This is a genomic window from Methylocystis sp. (assembly GCF_051061225.1).
Lineage (GTDB): Bacteria > Pseudomonadota > Alphaproteobacteria > Rhizobiales > Beijerinckiaceae > Methylocystis.
Window position 1 is genome coordinate 135,154 of the sequence record NZ_JBPFEB010000129.1, and the last position, 16,849, is coordinate 152,002.

General features: G+C 64.8%; 16 protein-coding genes. 5 read left to right on the forward strand and 11 right to left on the reverse strand.

What is annotated here, in order from left to right; translation table 11 throughout:
* Positions 1–4: 4 nt before the first annotated feature.
* On the reverse strand, positions 5–748 hold the full coding sequence (locus ACR652_RS22545) for a hypothetical protein (protein ID WP_434508717.1): 744 nt from the start codon (positions 746–748) through the stop codon (positions 5–7).
* A gap of 215 nt (positions 749–963) precedes the next feature.
* On the opposite strand from ACR652_RS22545, the gene ACR652_RS22550 reads away from it, so the two are divergent.
* Entirely contained in the window at positions 964–1,266 is a 303-nt protein-coding gene (locus ACR652_RS22550) for a hypothetical protein (RefSeq protein ID WP_434508718.1), read from the forward strand.
* Positions 1,267–1,313: 47 nt separating this feature from the next.
* Positions 1,314–2,399, forward strand: a complete 1,086-nt coding sequence (locus ACR652_RS22555) for a hypothetical protein (protein WP_434508719.1) — start codon at positions 1,314–1,316, stop codon at positions 2,397–2,399.
* A 29-nt stretch (positions 2,400–2,428) separates the two neighbouring features.
* Here the strand turns inward: ACR652_RS22555 and ACR652_RS22560 are convergent, their stop codons facing one another.
* From ACR652_RS22560 to gshB, 5 genes are all read right to left on the reverse strand, one after another.
* Complete coding sequence (locus tag ACR652_RS22560; protein WP_434508720.1) at positions 2,429–3,289, reverse strand: hypothetical protein; 861 nt, start codon at positions 3,287–3,289, stop codon at positions 2,429–2,431.
* A 103-nt stretch (positions 3,290–3,392) separates the two neighbouring features.
* Complete coding sequence (corA, locus tag ACR652_RS22565) at positions 3,393–4,400, reverse strand: magnesium/cobalt transporter CorA (protein ID WP_434508721.1); 1,008 nt, start codon at positions 4,398–4,400, stop codon at positions 3,393–3,395.
* A gap of 7 nt (positions 4,401–4,407) precedes the next feature.
* Positions 4,408–5,013: a nucleotide exchange factor GrpE gene (grpE, locus tag ACR652_RS22570; protein WP_434508722.1), complete on the reverse strand. Its 606-nt coding sequence runs from the start codon at positions 5,011–5,013 to the stop codon at positions 4,408–4,410.
* A gap of 60 nt (positions 5,014–5,073) precedes the next feature.
* Positions 5,074–7,887, reverse strand: coding sequence for a [protein-PII] uridylyltransferase (locus tag ACR652_RS22575; protein WP_434508723.1), 2,814 nt, complete (start codon positions 7,885–7,887; stop codon positions 5,074–5,076).
* A 5-nt stretch (positions 7,888–7,892) separates the two neighbouring features.
* Positions 7,893–8,849, reverse strand: a complete 957-nt coding sequence (gene gshB / locus ACR652_RS22580) for a glutathione synthase (RefSeq protein ID WP_434508724.1) — start codon at positions 8,847–8,849, stop codon at positions 7,893–7,895.
* A 97-nt stretch (positions 8,850–8,946) separates the two neighbouring features.
* Here gshB and ACR652_RS22585 point away from each other — a divergent pair, with 97 nt between their 5' ends.
* The 3 genes from ACR652_RS22585 (at position 8,947) to ACR652_RS22595 (ending at position 13,448) form a co-directional block, all read left to right on the forward strand.
* Entirely contained in the window at positions 8,947–10,269 is a 1,323-nt protein-coding gene (locus ACR652_RS22585; protein ID WP_434508725.1) for a methyl-accepting chemotaxis protein, read from the forward strand.
* A 187-nt stretch (positions 10,270–10,456) separates the two neighbouring features.
* Positions 10,457–12,133, forward strand: a complete 1,677-nt coding sequence (locus ACR652_RS22590; RefSeq protein WP_434508726.1) for a hypothetical protein — start codon at positions 10,457–10,459, stop codon at positions 12,131–12,133.
* Between the two features lie 352 nt (positions 12,134–12,485).
* Positions 12,486–13,448: a hypothetical protein gene (locus tag ACR652_RS22595; protein ID WP_434508727.1), complete on the forward strand. Its 963-nt coding sequence runs from the start codon at positions 12,486–12,488 to the stop codon at positions 13,446–13,448.
* 94 nt (positions 13,449–13,542) lie between these two features.
* On the opposite strand, the gene purQ is transcribed toward ACR652_RS22595, so the two are convergent.
* The 5 genes from purQ to purC form a co-directional block, all read right to left on the reverse strand.
* Positions 13,543–14,232 (reverse strand): phosphoribosylformylglycinamidine synthase subunit PurQ, encoded by a 690-nt coding sequence (gene purQ, locus ACR652_RS22600; RefSeq protein ID WP_434508728.1) that lies wholly within the window; start codon positions 14,230–14,232, stop codon positions 13,543–13,545.
* 9 nt (positions 14,233–14,241) lie between these two features.
* On the reverse strand, positions 14,242–14,478 hold the full coding sequence (gene purS / locus ACR652_RS22605; RefSeq protein ID WP_434508729.1) for a phosphoribosylformylglycinamidine synthase subunit PurS: 237 nt from the start codon (positions 14,476–14,478) through the stop codon (positions 14,242–14,244).
* Positions 14,479–14,545: 67 nt separating this feature from the next.
* Positions 14,546–15,013, reverse strand: a complete 468-nt coding sequence (locus ACR652_RS22610; protein ID WP_434508730.1) for a DUF3429 domain-containing protein — start codon at positions 15,011–15,013, stop codon at positions 14,546–14,548.
* Positions 15,014–15,105: 92 nt separating this feature from the next.
* The gene (locus ACR652_RS22615; RefSeq protein ID WP_434508731.1) at positions 15,106–15,672 is read right to left on the reverse strand and encodes a Uma2 family endonuclease; all 567 of its coding nucleotides are present in this window, start codon (positions 15,670–15,672) and stop codon (positions 15,106–15,108) included.
* Positions 15,673–15,707: 35 nt separating this feature from the next.
* A complete protein-coding gene (gene purC / locus ACR652_RS22620) occupies positions 15,708–16,502 on the reverse strand; it encodes a phosphoribosylaminoimidazolesuccinocarboxamide synthase (RefSeq protein WP_434508732.1) in 795 nt (264 codons plus the stop codon).
* Positions 16,503–16,849: the final 347 nt, after the last annotated feature.

Consider the following 16,849-nt stretch of genomic DNA (forward strand, 5'->3'; position numbering starts at 1 on the left):
GCCGCTAGGGAACGGAGCCGAGACGGGCGCGCAGCGGGCGCGGGGCGCCCGGCGCGTTGGGATGCAGCGTCGGATCGAAAGCGTCGCCGTGACGCCTGTGACCCGGCCTGTAGCCTTCCTCGACGCGCACGGTCGTGGCGAGACGCGGGGGCGCGACGGCCGCCGCCGCCTCGGAGGCGGCGCGTTCGGCCTGACGCGAGGCCGCGCCAATCTCCGCGAGGCGGGCGTTCATCTCGCGCTGAAGCTGCTCGACATTGCTCGACAATTGCCGGATCTCGGTCGCCGTCTCGTTTTTCGCGGCGTCGATGCGCCTGTTCAGCTCTTCGACATTCGGAGCAGTGGGCGCGTCCTTCTCCTCCCGGCGCGGCGCCGCGCCGAGCGCATCCACGCGCGTCTGAAGCGCCTGGAGCTGGGCCGCGATCTTCTGCGTCGCCTGCAACAGTTGCGCGGCTTCGGACGCCTTCTGAGCCGGCGGCGCGGCCGGCGGCAGGGACAGCGCGCTGATGTAAGCCGGCGCCAATTCGTAGAGCGACCATCCGGCCAGGCCCGCACAGAAATAGGCCACGCCCGCGCAGAGAAGCCGCATCGCCTTGAGCGTGAGGCGACGCCCGGACGACGACGGAGCCTCGTCGGCGTCGCTCGCGCCGTCCCTCGCGGCGCGCGCATGCGATGAAGCGTCATCCGCCGCGACGACAACCCTCGGAACGCCCGCCGCCTGCAAGGCCGCCACGCCGGAGCCAAGCGTCATGATTGCTCCATTCAGTTCACTCGACATGCGCCGCGGCCTTTTTTTGCCATTCAGGAATTCGTAAGGCTCAAACCGATTTTATTAAAATTGCACTAAGGCGCCGCGCGAAATCGGAACTCGGGGCGAGAGTCGCAGGCGGGATTAAGAATTCATTCATGATCCCGCGCCTAGCCTTCTCAAGTCGTTTTCTGCTCACGTGTTCCTGGGAGTTTATCATGAGGCGCGCGCTCCTTGCGGTTCCTGTCCTCATGTCGGCCGCGGCCCTTGCGGGATGCTATTCGCCCACCGAGCGCGCGATCGGCGGCGGCGCCATCGGCGGCCTTGGCGGCGCCGGGATCGGCGCGGCCGTGTCGGGCGGCTCGACGACGGGAACGCTGGCCGGAGCCGCGATCGGCGCCGCGAGCGGCGCGGCCATCGGCGCCGCCACGGCGCCCCCGCCGCCCCCACCGCCGCCGCCCGCCTGCGCGGAATGGGGATGGGACGATTACGGCAACCGTATCTGCGTTGCGTACTACTGACGTCAACCGTCCCGACTCAGGCGGAGCGCATGCGAGGAGAGATGTCCATGACCGAGGCGGCTGTTCAACTCCCCCTCGACGCGCCCGACGGCGCCAGCGGCTCGCCTGCGCCGGCGGAGGCGCCGGCCACGGACCCCGCCACGGCGGCGGCCGAGACGGCGCCGGAACCCAAGCCCGAAAAGCCGACGGTTGAAATCCGCATCAGCCTTGGCTCGGACGAGAAAGACATTCTGCAAATCCTCTCGGCGCTGAAGCTGCAAGACGGGCCGCTGGCGTTGAAGCAGCCGGAGACGCCGCCGGCGCCAAAGCCGCAGGAGGCTTCGCTGGCGCCGAAGGCGCAAGACACGCTCGCGGCGCCGAAGACTGCGGAGACGCCGAAGCCGGAAGCGCCGCCCGCAAGCGCCGCGCCCGTGTCGTCCAGCCTCGCCGCGCCGCTTCTCGGCGAGCCGCTCACCCCGGTCGTCGCCTCGCGCCGGGCGCCGGCGAGGGCGTCCTGGCTGTCGCCTTTCGGATTGATCGCGGCGCTGGCGCTCGGCTTCCTCCTCCACTCACAGATCGGCGCGCTACGCCTTTCCGACCTCCGGCAACGCGCCGACGCGTCGACGGGCGCGCTGGTCGATCTCATCATCGGCGCCGAGTCCTCGGGCAATGCGGCGGCTCGAAACCAGTATTCATCCGCGCTGGGGCTTGGACAATTCGTGGAGGCGACATGGCTCGATCTCATGCGCCGGCACCGCCCGGAGATCGCCAGCAGCCGCAATGAGAAGGAAATCCTCGATCTGCGAAAGGACCCGGAGCTGTCGCGTTTCCTGACGACCCGCTATGTGGAGGAGAACACATCCATCCTTGCCCGCAAGGGCCTGCCGGTGACGCCCGGCGCGATCTACCTCGCGCATTTCGCCGGCCCCGGCGGCGCCGTCGCGATCCTCACCGCCCCGGAAAACGCCAATGCGGCGGATGTCATCGCCAATGTCGACAGCCGCCCCGGCGTCACGCGCGAGAAGATCGTGACCGGCAATCCCTTCATGAAGAATTTCACCGCGCGCGATCTCAGAAACTGGGCCGAGCTGAAAATGCAGGGGCTGACGCTGGTGGAGGGCGGCGACAGGTCGGCGGCGAAACGCGATCTGTAAGCGACCGGCCGTCCCACGCTCACGCCGACTTACATGTCCCCAGGTGAATTGTTGTGTTTTTCGGTGGCGGCAAACTCCTCCCGGCTTTTCTCGCCCGTCAGGCTTTCAACCAGGCTGACGACATAGTCCCGAGTCACAGGCTCATCGGCCAATAGTCTTGGCGCAATGTCCAGGTATAACGCCGCCGCGGCGCTTCCGCGGTCATGGACACTTTCATAATCGTTGAATATCTGCAGAATTTCCGTCATTTTGTCCCGCTCGGGCATCTTTCTTGCTGCTTCCCTTATCGACTCGCGCACGATATTCCCGGCCGCTTGGATGATCGCAAGATCGTTGACCATCTCGCCACGCGCCTCGAAATCATCGATCATGGCGTCTATTTTTTCCTCGATCTGCGCGATATCTTCATAGGTGACGAAGACACCCACGCTACCAACAGGATTATTGGTTGCGGCGGCAATTTCCTGATAAATCTCACACAGCCAGGGGATGTAGTTTGGGGCATTGTCGTTGGCTTCCGAAAGCGCGTAGTATCGCGCGTCCTTCTTGACTTCCTTTCGAAGAGCTTGCTTCTCGATCTCTGTTCGCTCATGGGACCCAAGCACCTGCCTCTTCACCTCCGGTCCTGTTGACCCTGACGTCGAGGGTGAGGGAGAGGGTGAGGGAGAGGGTGAGACGATCCTGTCTTCAAGGCGCGCCGGCGTCTCGGCGCTCACCGACTGCGCAAATTCCGCATTGTTGGCGCTGCCCTGGACGAGGTCGCTGACAATCTCGTTTCGTTGGCTTTCCGCGCCCTCCCGTGGAGACGCTTTCTGCTTTGCATCCGTCTCGTCGACGGGCGGCGTCGCGCCGACGGAGGGCGGCGCGTTGTTGTTGTTCACATAGGACATGGTCCGGCTTCTCCAGCTTTTCTCGAAAGAAGCCTAGCCGAGGAGCGCGGCGCCCTCTGTCACGAAGATGACAGATACGGGCCGCGCCTGGGGTGAAGGCGGCTCAAAGCCACCCGGCCTTGCGGAAGCGCCAGTAAAGAAACACGCAGACGGCGCATGTGGCCGCAAGAACCATGTAGTAGCCGTATTGCCATTTGAGTTCCGGCATGTTCTCGAAATTCATGCCGTAAACGCCCGCGATCGCCGTCGGCACGGCGAGGATGGCGGCCCAGGCGGCGAGACGGCGCGAGATGTTGGTCTGCTGCATTTGCGCATTCATCAGGCTCGCCTCGAATGCGAAGGCGAGCGTCTCGCGCAGCGTGTCGATGCGCTCCTCGGCGCGCCGCAGATGGTCGCGCACGTCGCGGAAATGCGGCCGCATGCCGGGATCGATGAAGACAATGTCGGTGCGCTCCAGCCGCCGGCAGACATCCTCGAGCGGCACGACGACATTGCGCAGCCGGAGCAGATCGCGCCGCAGCCTGTAGAGTTGCTCGATCTCCTCCTGCCCCATCGTCGTCGCGAGCACGTGATCCTCGATGTCGTCGACCTGTTCCGCCATGTTGTCGAGCACGGGCGCGTAATTGTCGACGATGAAATCGAGGATGGCGTAGACGATGAAGTCCTCGCCCTCGGACAGCCGCTGCGCCCGCGCTTCAGCGCGCTCGCGCACGTCCAGATAGGTGCGGGAGGCGCCGTGGCGCACGCTCACCACATAGCCCGGCCCAACGAAAAGATGCGTTTCGCCGAAGGCGAGCAGCCCGTTCTCTATCTGCGCGGTGCGCGCGACGATGAACAGGCTGTCGTCGAACTCCTCGAGCTTGGGGAACTGATGCGCCTTGGCCGCGTCTTCGATGGCGAGCGGATGCAGGGCGAACTGGCGCCGCACCCGCTCGAGCAGGGCGCCGTCGGGTTCGAACAATCCGATCCAGACGACATGGTCCGGCCGTTTGGCCCACTCCCCGGCCGCGTCAATGTCGATGTCGGCGACCTTGACGCCCCGGCAATAGACCACGGCGGCCACGAGGCCCGGGGCGGGCGGCCTGATCTGGAGATTCGCCGCCCCGTCCATCGGGCGCTCAGGCCTTCGGGCCGCCGCGTGTCACGCCGACCTTCGCCGGACGCAGCACGCGCTCGCCGATCGTGTAGCCCTGCTCCATGACCTGCGCGACCGTGCCGGCGGGTTTCGACTCGTCGGGAATCTCGTACAGGGCTTCGTGCAGGTTCGGGTCGAATTTCGCGCCCAGCGCCTCGATCGGCTTCACGCCGAAGCGCCCGAGACGGGACATGAAATCGCGCTCCGTGACCTCGAGCCCTTCCAGCAGCGCCGTCGCGACCGGGTCGAGCGTGGCCCGCGCCTCGGCGGGAACGCTCTCGGCCGCGCGCCGCAGATTATCCGCGAAGGGCAGCATCTCGCGGGCGAAATTCGTGACGCCATAGACGCGCGCGTCCGCGACCTCCTTCTCGGCGCGGCGGCGCGTGTTCTCGGACTCCGCCATGGCGCGCAGAAGCCTGTCCTTCAGGGCCGCGACTTCGGCGTAGAGATTCTCCAGTTCGGTGAAGGGCTCGGGCTCGTTGGCGCTCGATTCCGCCGAGGGCTGCGCCAGGGAGGACGCATGCGCCGCAGTCGCCTCCGCGCCGGGCGTGGTCTGGGCGTTGTTGTCGGCGTTGCTCTGGTCGCTCATGCTTTTGGTCCGCTTTCGGTCACTCTAAAAGCCTCGATATCAGCGCTGGGGACGTCAAAATCAAGTCGCGGCAAGCGTGGCCGTTCGGGCGGTCCGCTTGTCCGGCGCCGGGTCCAGAACCTCGAGAAGCTGCCGCTTGATCGCCGTAGAGCGTTGTTGCGACAGGATTTTTGCCCCGGTCAGATCGGTCACGTAGAACGTGTCGACCGCCCGCTCGCCGAAGGTGACGATATGGGCGGAGGCAATATTCAGATTGAGTTTCGACATGGCGTTGGTGAGGTCGAACAGCAGCCCCTCCCTGTCGAGGCCCGAGACCTCGATGACCGTATAGACATTCGAGAGGCTGTTATCGACCACGACCTCCGGCGCGACCGAAAAGGCGGCGTTCGCCGGTGTTTGCCTGGCGCGGGCCTTCACGGCGTCCGAGACGATGACCTCGCCGCGCAGCGCCTTGGCGATGAAATCGGCGATGCGGCGGGCGCGGCGCAACTCGTCCTCGTCGAAATCGAAGGCGCGGGAGAAGAAGATCGTGTCGAGGGCGAGGCCGTCCACGGTGGTGAAGATATGCGCGTCGACGATATTGGCGCCGCTTGCCGCGCAGCCGCCCGCGATGATGGAGAGCAGGCGACGATGGTCCGGCGCGATCACGGTCAATTCCACGGCCCCGCGCGTTCGGTCGAGTTCGACGGCCGTCGCCAGCGGCGTCTCGGCGCCGGTCAGCTTTTCGAGCATATGCGCGTGTCGCACCTTGCGGTCGACATCGACCTTGAGCCAGTAGGCCGGGTAATGGCGCCGCGCATAGGCGTCGAACTGCTCCTCGCTCCAGTCCGGCAGCGCCGCCCGCAGGTCCGCAATGGCGGCCGCGACGCGGCTCTTGCGGTCCACGGAGGAGTGGCCGCCCCCGAGCACGACTTCCGTCTCCCAGTAGAGCACGCGCAGGAGCTGCGATTTCCAGGCGTCGAGCACGCCGGGGCCGACGGCGTTGATGTCGCAGACCGTGAGCACGAAGAGCATCTTCAGCCGCTCGATCGTCTGCACGATGGCGGCGAAGCTCTCGATCGTGACGCGATCCGACAGATCGCGGCTCTGCGCGAATGTGGACATGGTGAGATGATGCTCGACCAGCCAGGCGACCGTCTCCGTCTCGCCCGGCGTGAAGCCGAGTCGCGGACAGAGCTGGCGCGCCACATCCATGCCCGCGATGGAGTGATCGTCCTTGCGTCCCTTGGCGATGTCGTGAAGGAAGAGCCCGAGGTAGAGCACCTTGCGATTGACGATCGTCGGCAGGATTTCGCCCACGAGCTGCTGATGCTCCAGCAGGCGGCCCGCTTCGAGATCGGAGAGCCCGCCAACCGCGCGCAGCAGATGCTCGTCCACCGTATAATGATGATACATGTTGAATTGCATCATCGCGACGATGCGACCGAAATCCGGAACGAAGCGGCCGAGCACGCCCGTTTCGTTCATGCGGCGCAGAATGATCTCCGTCATGTTGCGTGACAGGAGGATTTCCAGGAAGAGGCGGTTCGCCTCCTTGTCGTGACGCAGTTCATAGTCGATTTCGCGCAGGGACAGCGTCACGGCGCGCAGCGCGTCGGGATGCAGCGGCAGGCCATGATGATCCGCCATCCAGAACAGGCGGATGATGTTGACCGGGTCGCGCTGGAAGACGCTCGCGTCCGTCACGCTGATGCGGTCATGGGCGATGATGAAGTCGCCCTGCGGACCCTTGCTGCGCCGCCGCCGGAACGGCTGAAGGAAGCGATCGAAGATCGCGCGAGGCTTCGCCTGCCGCTCCTCGAGCGCCGCGCAGACGATCGCGGTGAGATCGCCGACTTCCTTGGCGACGAGGAAGTAATGTTTCATGAAGCGCTCGACGCGCGAGAGACCGGCGCGATCGTGATAGCCGAGCCGCGTCGCCATCATCGGCTGAACGTCGAAGGAAACGCGCTCCTCCGCGCGGCCCGTGGCGAAATGGAGGTGGCAGCGCACGCGCCAGAGAAATTCCTCGCAGCGCTCGAAAAGGGAGAGTTCCGCCGACGTGAAGAGCCCCGCCGCCACCAGCTCCTTGGGGTCGCGCACGCGATAGACATATTTGGAAATCCAGAAGAGCGTATTGAGATCGCGCAGCCCGCCCTTCCCTTCCTTGACATTGGGCTCGACCAGATAGCGCGAGGCGCCGGCGCGGCGCACGCGCGCGTCGCGCTCGGCGAGTTTCGCGGCGACGAATTCGCTCGCGTCCGAACGCGCCACCTCGCGGTCGAACGCATCCTGCAATTCGTTGAAGAGTTCCGCGCTGCCGAGCAGGAAACGCGCCTCCAGCAGCGTCGTGCGGATCGTCATGTCGGCGCGCGACTGCTTCATGCATTCGGCGACGGACCGCGTCGCGTGACCGACCTTCTGGCGCAGATCCCAGAGAATATAGAGAATGGCCTCGACCACGCTCTCGCCCCAGGGCGTCTGCTTGTAGGGCAGAAGGAAGAGCAGGTCGATGTCGGAGCCCGGCGCGAGCATGCCGCGCCCATAGCCGCCGACGGCGACGATGGTCAGGCGCTCCGCGAAGGTCGGATTGTCCGCCGGATAGACGAAATTGACGACATAATCATAGATGGCGCCGATCAGCTCGTCCTGAAGCTGCGAGATCAGCCGCGCGCAGGCGAGGCCCGCGCCGCGCGCCTCGAGGCCGGCGCGGGCGCGCTCACGTCCCTCCGCCAGCGCTGAACGGAAGAGTTCGACCGCCGCCGTGCGGCGCGCGTGCCCCTTTTCCGCCTTGCAGACCTCCGCGACCGGGGCGGCGAGCGCCTCCCGCAATCCCGCGAAGCCCCCCGCCGGATCGAGGCTGTCGAAGATCGTTGCGCAAACCGTCTCGCTCATTTCTCTCATCCTGCCGCGCGCAGCGTCTCGAGCCGGGTCTCGATGGCGTCGAAGAGCGGAACCGCGAGGTCCGGCCCGCCGATGCGCTTGAGCGCGCGCAGCCCCGTCGGCGACGTCACATTGATCTCCGTCAAGCGGCCGTCGATCACGTCGATGCCGACGAAGATCAGCCCGCGCTTTTTCAGCTCCGGCCCCAGACGCGCGCAAATCTCCTGCTCGCGCGCGTCGAGCTCGGTCGTCGCCGCCGCGCCGCCGCGCACCATGTTGGAGCGGATGTCGTCCTGCGCCGGGACGCGGTTGATGGCGCCCATGGCCTCGCCGTCGATGAGGATGATGCGCTTGTCGCCCTTCACCACCTCGGGCAGGAACTGCTGGACAACCCAGGGCTCGCGAAAACTCGTATGGAACATGTCGAAGAGCGAGCCGAAATTGGGATCGCGGGGCGTCACCTTGAAGACCGCCGCGCCGCCATGGCCGTAGAGCGGCTTCATGACGATGTCGCCATGCGCCGCCCGGAAGCGCTCGATCGCCGCGCGGTCGCGGGTGATCAGCGTCGGCGGCATGAGGTCGTCGAACTCCATCACGAACACTTTTTCGGGGGCGTTGCGGACATGGCCGGGATCGTTGACGACCAGGACGCGAGACTGCAGCCGCTCCAGGAAATGGGTGGAGGTGATATAGGCGAGATCAAAGGGCGGGTCCTGGCGCAGCAACACCACATCCATGCGCGCGAGATCGAGCTCGGTCGCCTCGCCGAGCGCATAATAGCGCGACGGATCGTCGAAAACGTCGATGTGACGGGCCCGCGCCGTCAGCCGGTTTCCCTCCAGCGCGAGCTGGTCGGGCGTGTAGAACCAGAGCCGATGCCCGCGCCGCCTGGCCTCCAGCATGAGGGCGAAGGTCGAGTCCCCGGCGAAATTGATCCGCTCCAGAGGGTCCATCTGCACCGCGATTTCGAGCATTGCGCCTCCTTCGCGCTAGCTAGGGCTTCAGCGTTAACCGAACCTGAAAGACTCGTATTTAGCTTGTCGACAATCCAATAGCAGGACAAGCGGACATATGCCCAATCTATCCATCGGCGCCGGCCTCGTCTTCCGCCAATCCCTCTTTCTCGCGCTGACCCTGATCATGGGGGCGGCGGCCTATTTCGAAACGGTGAGCGTGCGCGACCTCACCGCCGCGGCGGCGGCGGCGGTGGACCACGCCCATATGGCGGCGCTCGCCAGGGACGCCCATGAGGCGGCGGCGGCGATGTCGTTCCACCTCCTCTTTGGCACGGTCTTCGCGGCGGCGCTGATCGCCGGCGTGTCCGTGCCGACCATGCATCGAACCCTCGCGACCCCGATCCGCGCCATCGCCCAGCAAATGACCGACTTGGCCGCCGGCGACACCCAGATCGAGGTTCACGAGACCGATCGCGCCGACGAGATCGGCGACATCTCCCGCGCGCTGGTGGTGCTGCGCGACGCCGTGCGGGCCAACAATGAGATGGCGGAGGAGATCAAGGCGCGCGATGATCGCGAGGCCCGGTTGCGGCGCGAAGCCGCCATCCGGGAGAAGGTGGCGCATTATTCCACCGAACTCTCCGCCACCACCGCCAAACTCGGCGACATGACGCGGCGCATGGCGCTCTCCTCGGAGGAAATGATCGTTCACGAGCGCCGCGCCCGCGCCGACAGCGATTTTGCCCGCACGGCCTCGACCCAGGCCGCCGCCGACGTTGGCGCCGTTGCGACCGCGTCCGAACTGCTGCTCGACGCCATTGGCGAAATCAGCCGGCAGGCGGTCGAATCCACCGCCGTCGTCCGGCAGGCGGTGGTCGAGACCAACGGCTCATCGGCGGAGATGCTGCGCCTGTCGGCGGCCGCCAATCGCGTCGGCGACGTGGTCAATCTCATTTCCCGCATCGCGGCCCAGACGAATCTTCTGGCGCTGAACGCCACGATCGAGGCCGCCCGCGCCGGCGAGGCGGGCCGCGGTTTCGCGGTCGTGGCGCAGGAGGTGAAGAGCCTCGCCACCCAGACCGGCAAGGCGACGCAGGACATCGCCGACCAGATCGCCGAGATTCAGGCGGCGACCGACCAGTCGGTGACGTCGATGGAGCGGATCCGGTCCAAGATCGCCGAGGTCGAGCATATTTCGGCGATCATCACCCAGGCTGTGCACGAGCAGGACGCCGCCACCAAGGAGATCGCCCGCAGCGTGCGCTCGGCGGCGACGAGCGCGGGCGCCATGTCCAGCCACGCCGATCAGGTGGCGAACGCCATGGCCCAGACCGGCGCCGGCGTGGAAGCCATGGTCGCCATGGCGCGCGAGATCGACCAGATGGCCCGCCGCATGCACGCGCATACGGACGAGCTGGCGAAGAGCCTCGCGAGCTGAAGGGACGTGATTATCGGCCCCATCCGCGCACGTGAGCGCGGATGGGGCTTCGGGGTGCGCATGTGTCGTTGCGGCCGGTTCCTCCGTAGAAATGCGCTCCAGCGGGAGTCGCCACCGCGCTACCTCTGATTGGTTGTGCGCTCAAGCCGTCGCGCTAATGTTCTTTCAAGAACATGAGGAGGCGCGAATGTATTGGGATCCTTCCAGATCCAACACTGTTCCTTCCACGCCGCCGCAAGGTCAGGGGCCGCAGAACAACGCCGGACTCAACCCGAACACGGGCGTGCGCGTCCAGTGGCAACAAGGCGGCGCGCTTCCACCTCATCCGCCGGCGCAAGGGCAATCGCAGCAGGCCCAGCGATATGGGAGGCGGCTCGATCAGGAGCAAGGGCGTCCGTTGAGCGGCCGCACCGTGACGCCGGAGAGCGCGAACAACAATTCAACCGCGCAAACCCAAAACCGTAATCAGCCAGGCACGCCCTTCAATGCTCGCGCCCGTTCCTATGTGCCGCCTTACGTGATCAACAACGCGGTTACATCTGGCATGCAATTCGCACAAGGAGCTCTTCAGGACGTCAATTTTATGCTCTCTCTCTATCCGTCATCCATGCTGGAGAGCTTAAGGAGCTTCCTGGGCGCGCCTTGCGTTCCGATGTGCGACACGAATATTGGCGGCCAATTGGCCGAGTCGGTCTCCGCTCAGCCAGAGAAAGCCTCCGACGAGAAATTCCTTCGAAGCGAGACCCACAGACTCCTCCGGTTCAACGCCTGCCAGGCCGCCGTCGCGACCGAAACGCTCATGATCGAGATGAAATTCGCTGGCGCGGATGCCTGGGATCCTGGGCTGAAGAACCAAATTCTCACCCAGTCAATGCTTCGCTTCCCTCAGATTATCAGCGGCCAACTCTCCGCCAAGACAGTGATCATGCAGGAGCTCGCTCGAATTGGTCGGTATCTGCCGGTTTCTCAGCAAATGGTCACCATCGACGATAATTTCGTGAGGCAGCGCGCCTCGGGGCGCACCGGCGACCTCAAAGGGCTGTACGGCGACGCCGTATGCGACGCCCTGGCGAAGGTAGGGCTCCAACCTCCCCCCATCTTCCTTTCGCCCGCACGAAAGAATGCGATCTTCGCATGCATCCGAGACGCGACGCGGCAACGTGACGGGGCCGGGATTCAAGAGAGAGTGGAGGTGCAGCTCGTCGCAGGCGCGAAGGAGACGAGCCGATTCATGGGGACCTTTCTGAACAGGATGAGCGCTTTGCCAAAGGAAATACTCAGCAATTCAGACGAGCTCAACTCACTCTTCAACGGCTATCTGACCGATTGCGGTAATATATACTCGGAAAGCAGTAATGCTGCGCCAGAGAACGCAGCTTTCGAGAAGACCCTCTCGCGGGCGACGATCCGGGCGACGGAGATGGAGAAGGCGGCAAGGCTCGCCGAAAAGGAGGGACGGGAGAGGGCGCAAAAGAGCCTTGAGTCCTTCTCGCAGGAATGCCGCAACACGCTTGCTTTCATACCCAGCGGCAAGACCATAAGCCTTTCTGCCTTGTATCCCTCCGGGCTCAAGTCATCCCTTGAGGCATTTCTGGGGAAACCCGGCGCCGACCTTCCGCAGGTGCGGCTTTCCGCGATGGAGCAGCAGCGACTGGAAACTGAAATACAACGATCATTTCGGGAGGACGCCCCCGGAGATCGCGTGGGGCATATGAGTGATTGGAGTCAGAACTTGTTGAGGGAAGCTGCGACCAGAAGCGCCGGAGTCATGGAAACTCTGATGAAGGACCCGGAACTGGCGCAATTGCAGGGAGACGCGAAGGCGCAAGCCTTCTGGGCAAAATTTGAAACCGCCATGCAATGAGCGCCGGCAGGCTTGTTGGACAGATAGCGGCGGGGAGCCGGGAAAGACGTTGACGGCGGCTGTCATGGGGGAGCCATCGACCGCCGTCGTCCAGCGGTCGATCGTCGAGACCAATGGCTCATCGGCGGAGGGGCTGCGCCTTTCGGCCGCCGCCGGTCGCGTTGGAGCAAGCTGAGGCCGCTGGCCGCATCCACGAGCGCGGATCGGGCTTGGGGCCGAAAGCGCGTCATGACGCGCAATGAAGGTTGCTCGGCAGACATGCGACCTGGCGGGAGCGGCCGTGCGCTACTCCTGATTGGTTGTGCGCTCAGGCCGTCGCGCTAATGTTGTTTCAAGAACATGGGAGGCGCGGATGTATTGGGACCCTTCTTCCAACACTATTCATTCCACGCAGCAGCAAGATCACGGGTCGCAGAACAACGCCGGACTCGACCCGGACAGGAGCGCGCGAGTCCAGTGGCGACAAGGGGGAAGGCTTCCACCCAATCACCCGTCGCAAGGGCAATCGCAGCAGGCGCAGGAATATGGGCGTCAAATTGACCAGCAATTGGCCCGTCCATTGAGGAGCCGTAATGTGGCTCCACAGGGCGGAGCGAACGTGACGCCATTCGACGATCCGCAAGCGCCACAAACCAGCAACACCTATTACCAATATGGGATTCCTGCGGACGATCCATACGGGCGCGCCCCACAGCCATTGTGCCAACCGAATAACAGCGGACCATCTCAACACGTATTTGTGCAACCACAGCATCACGGCCGGCACAGCGTCCCGTCTCAGCCCGTCCATAACGCGGCGACCAATCTCTTCCACGAGAAGGGCGTGGCGAACTTTGCCAAGCGAACGATCAGCGCCATCGCTTCAGGCAGCCATCCTCGTTTCCCCCTTTCCGCGCTTTATCCACAGGACGAAGGGTCTCAAGTCGCGCTGGCGTACATACAAAGCCTCTCCGTTACGCTCCCGAAAATTTCTTTCGACCGGGATCATGCGCAGACATTCGCGCAAGCGCTGGCGTCCAGAAAGGAGCTGACGATGCCGGAAGTCGAAGGATGGTGCGTCAAATACGTCCAACAGCAGGCGGCTTCTTTTCTCGATGTCCTGAAAGCCGTCGCCAGAGCGGCCCAGCAACTTCCCCGGTCCGATGAGGAAAACAGGATCTGCTTTGAAGAAATCGCCCGGCAGGCTCCAGATCTGCTGAAAAGCGTCGACACGAAACACGAAGCCGAAAAAATCATCCTGCAAGCATATGTCGATCTGCTCGCGAGCCACATGGGCAATTCCAGGTTCAATAAATTCCTGCATGACTTGGATTGAAGAAGCGAAGCGTTTTCGCCCCGCTCGCAGGAAAAGATTGGGGGGGGGTATTGTAAGTGGGACTACCCCACGCGGAACTGTGCGTGCAGGCGACTCACGCCGCGCTGGCGAGACTCTCGAACAGCGCGCGGCCGTCGATCCCGCCCACCAGCGGATCGATGAGATTTTCGGGGTGCGGCATCAAGCCCAGCACATTGCGCTTTTCCGAATAAATCCCGGCAATGTCGTTGCGCGAGCCGTTCGGATTGCTGGCGCCGCCGACCACGCCGGCCGCGTCGCAATAGCGGAAGGCGACAAGCCCCTCGCCTTCGATCCGTTCGATGGTGGCGTCGTCGGCTTCGTAATTGCCTTCGCCGTGCGCGATGCAGACCTCGATGGCCTGCCCCTTGCCATAGTGGCGGGTGAAGACGGTGTCGTTCCGCTCCACGCGCAAATGCTGCATCTTGCAGACGAAGCGCAGATTGGCGTTGCGCATCAGCACGCCGGGGAGCAACCCGCTCTCGCAGAGAATCTGGAAGCCGTTGCAGACGCCGAGCACCAGGCCGCCGCGCGCGGCGTGGGCGCGCACCGCGTCCATGATGGCGGCGCGGCCGGCGATGGCGCCGCAGCGCAGATAATCGCCGTAGGAAAAGCCGCCCGGAAGAACCACGAGGTCCGTGCCGGCGGGCAGGTCATGATCGGCGTGCCAGAGCATGGCGGGCTTTTGCCCCGTGGCCTGCTCGAGCGCGCGCGCCATGTCGCCTTCGCGATTGGAGCCGGGAAAGACGATGACGGCGGCTTTCATGGGCGAGCCTCAGATGTCGATCTTGTAGTTTTCGATGACCGTATTGGCGAGCAGCTTCTCGCAGGCGGCCGTGAGCTGCGCCTTCGCGGCGGCGGGGTCCGCGCCGGCCACTTCGACGTCGAAGACCTTCCCCTGCCGGACGCTCTCGACGCCCTCGACGCCGAGCGACTTCAGCGCGCCCTCGATCGCCTTGCCTTGCGGATCGAGGACGCCGTTCTTCAGGGTGACGACGACACGTGCTTTCATGGGGCCTGAGCTCTCGCGTGGAATTGCGACACGGTTAGCGGCGCCGGACGCAAAGGGCAAGCGCCGTTTACCAGAACTGCGCCGCCGCCCCGCCGAGCAGGGACGCCGTCACGATCGCCGTCAGGGGCCGCCGCAGATGGGGATACCAGCTCGGGAGCCGGCCCATGCGCGTCTCCTGCTCGTCGTAGAACAGCAGGCCGACGAAGCCCGCCGCGAGCATGACGAGCCCGAACGCGCCGCCGATCAGCGCCGCCGGCAGGGCGAGGAGAGAGGCGGCCACACTGCGGCCGAGCGGGCCGACTTCGGCGTCGTCGCGCATCATGGCCGCGCCCCAATGCACGCCGCCCATGAAGGACAGGATAATCGCCCCGTAGTCGAGCAGCAGCGGCAGGCCCAGGGGCCGCAGCGTTCCGGCGACCGGAAGCGACGCCAGCGCCCCGGCGACGAAGGGAACGGCGCCGGCGAAACCGAGCCACCGGGCGGCCGGCGGAACGAGCCATTTGGCTGAGGGGGGAACAGTGGTCTGTGCGGTCATGATCGACCCTCCTTCCACCCCGAAGATGTGAGAGAGGAGAAGGAGCCGCCAGCGATGCGACCGCCAAAGACCGGCCGCCCGTCGCCAGCCCCCTACAGAAGGCCCGTGCCGCGGTAGATGTCCCGCAGCGTCAGCCGCGCGCCGATGATCGGGAGGTCGAGGTCCGCCTCCGCCGATTCGAACCGCCGCTCGGCGAAATCCGACTTGCGGTCATAGGACACGACCTCGACCGCATCCTGCGCCACGACGACATATTGCGAGAGGCTCGGCAGGCTGGCGTACGCCTTGCGTTTCCAGCGCAGGTCACGATTGGCCGTTGAGGGCGAAAGAATCTCGAAAGCTACAAGCGCGTCGTCGCATTCGGCGCCGTTCAGACCATCGTTCGGACGGATGAGCACATCCGGCACAGGGGCGCTGATCGCCGAAATCCGGATGCCGACGCCAGGAATCGCCGCCCAAGCCTCGCCGGCGGCGAAAGCCGCCCGGTCCAGAAGGACAATCAGATTTCGCGCAATGATCTGGTGAAGAAAAGTCGCGGAAGCGTTCAAGACCGGCTCACCCTCGATCAGCTCCCACTTCTCGTCATCTGGACGCGTGGCGGTGAACGCGAAGAAGTCCTCCGCGTTCATCGGTCGAGGATCAAGAAAAGGGACGCCCATGAGAACCCTCCGGCCTCCTTTTTCCGGCCGTCTCCTTACTGCACCAGCTTGGGCGCGCCGACCCGGACGGTCTCGCCTTCCTGCATGATGCCGAGCCGGCGGGCGACCTCCGTATAGGCCTCCACCAGCCCGCCGAGGTCACGGCGGAAGCGGTCCTTGTCCAGCTTGTCGTTGGACTTGATGTCCCACAGGCGGCAACTGTCCGGGGATATTTCGTCGGCGACGACGATTCGCATCATGTCGCCTTCCCACAGACGCCCGCACTCCATCTTGAAGTCGACGAGGCGGATGCCGACGCCCAGAAACAGGCCCGAAAGGAAGTCGTTGACGCGGATGGCGAGCGCCATGACGTCGTCGATCTCCTGGGGCGTGGCCCAGCCGAAGGCGGTGATGTGCTCCTCGGAGACCATCGGATCGTCGAGCGCGTCGTTCTTGTAGTAGAATTCGATGATCGAGCGCGGCAGTTGCGTGCCTTCCTCGAGCCCGAGGCGCTTGGCCAGCGAACCGGCGGCGACGTTGCGGACCACCACCTCCAGCGGGATGATCTCAACCTCGCGGATGAGCTGCTCGCGCATGTTCAGCCGGCGGATGAAATGCGTCGGCACCCCGATGTTGTTGAGATGCTGGAAGATGTATTCCGAGATGCGGTTATTCAGCACGCCCTTGCCGTCAATCACCTCGTGTTTCTTGGCGTTGAAGGCGGTGGCGTCGTCCTTGAAATGCTGAATCAACGTGCCAGGCTCCGGGCCCTCGTAGAGGACCTTGGCCTTGCCTTCGTAGATGCGGCGACGGCGGTTCATAGGGATCAACCGGGGCTTGAGAAAGTCCATGGGGTCGGCCGCGGCTCCTCCGAATATGGCCCCGCGTCCGGGAGTCGTCCAGGAGCGGGTCAAGGGTGACCGACCGCAACGACGCGCGGTCCTAACGTCTTTGAGGGCCAGTGACAAGCCAGCGCTCACCCTCGCGGGGAACGACCGGGCCACCTTATCTGAAACCGAATGTCCGCACAACGCGGTCTTTCGGCCCGCGAGAGCCTCGCGCCAGACCCGCGTGGGAATGTCGCAGCCTCGCGGCTTGGCATTGGCGCCGGACGCGAATTTCGCCTATATGCGTGCGGCGCGCGAGATGCGGCGCGCAGCGGATGGCCCGCAGTTTCCTGAAAAGAAAATCAAACCGG

Bases quoted from the DNA above. Each gene is read 5' to 3' on its own strand.
- ACR652_RS22615 (WP_434508731.1), bottom strand. From the start codon at position 15,672: ATGGGCGTCCCTTTTCTTGATCCTCGACCGATGAACGCGGAGGACTTC.
- purS (WP_434508729.1), bottom strand. From the start codon at position 14,478: ATGAAAGCACGTGTCGTCGTCACCCTGAAGAACGGCGTCCTCGATCCG.
- ACR652_RS22575 (WP_434508723.1), bottom strand. From the start codon at position 7,887: ATGAGCGAGACGGTTTGCGCAACGATCTTCGACAGCCTCGATCCGGCG.
- ACR652_RS22560 (WP_434508720.1), bottom strand. From the start codon at position 3,289: ATGTCCTATGTGAACAACAACAACGCGCCGCCCTCCGTCGGCGCGACG.
- corA (WP_434508721.1), bottom strand. From the start codon at position 4,400: ATGGACGGGGCGGCGAATCTCCAGATCAGGCCGCCCGCCCCGGGCCTC.
- ACR652_RS22590 (WP_434508726.1), top strand. From the start codon at position 10,457: ATGTATTGGGATCCTTCCAGATCCAACACTGTTCCTTCCACGCCGCCG.
- ACR652_RS22545 (WP_434508717.1), bottom strand. From the start codon at position 748: ATGACGCTTGGCTCCGGCGTGGCGGCCTTGCAGGCGGCGGGCGTTCCG.
- ACR652_RS22550 (WP_434508718.1), top strand. From the start codon at position 964: ATGAGGCGCGCGCTCCTTGCGGTTCCTGTCCTCATGTCGGCCGCGGCC.
- ACR652_RS22595 (WP_434508727.1), top strand. From the start codon at position 12,486: ATGTATTGGGACCCTTCTTCCAACACTATTCATTCCACGCAGCAGCAA.
- ACR652_RS22585 (WP_434508725.1), top strand. From the start codon at position 8,947: ATGCCCAATCTATCCATCGGCGCCGGCCTCGTCTTCCGCCAATCCCTC.
- purQ (WP_434508728.1), bottom strand. From the start codon at position 14,232: ATGAAAGCCGCCGTCATCGTCTTTCCCGGCTCCAATCGCGAAGGCGAC.
- gshB (WP_434508724.1), bottom strand. From the start codon at position 8,849: ATGCTCGAAATCGCGGTGCAGATGGACCCTCTGGAGCGGATCAATTTC.
- grpE (WP_434508722.1), bottom strand. From the start codon at position 5,013: ATGAGCGACCAGAGCAACGCCGACAACAACGCCCAGACCACGCCCGGC.
- ACR652_RS22555 (WP_434508719.1), top strand. From the start codon at position 1,314: ATGACCGAGGCGGCTGTTCAACTCCCCCTCGACGCGCCCGACGGCGCC.
- ACR652_RS22610 (WP_434508730.1), bottom strand. From the start codon at position 15,013: ATGACCGCACAGACCACTGTTCCCCCCTCAGCCAAATGGCTCGTTCCG.
- purC (WP_434508732.1), bottom strand. From the start codon at position 16,502: ATGGACTTTCTCAAGCCCCGGTTGATCCCTATGAACCGCCGTCGCCGC.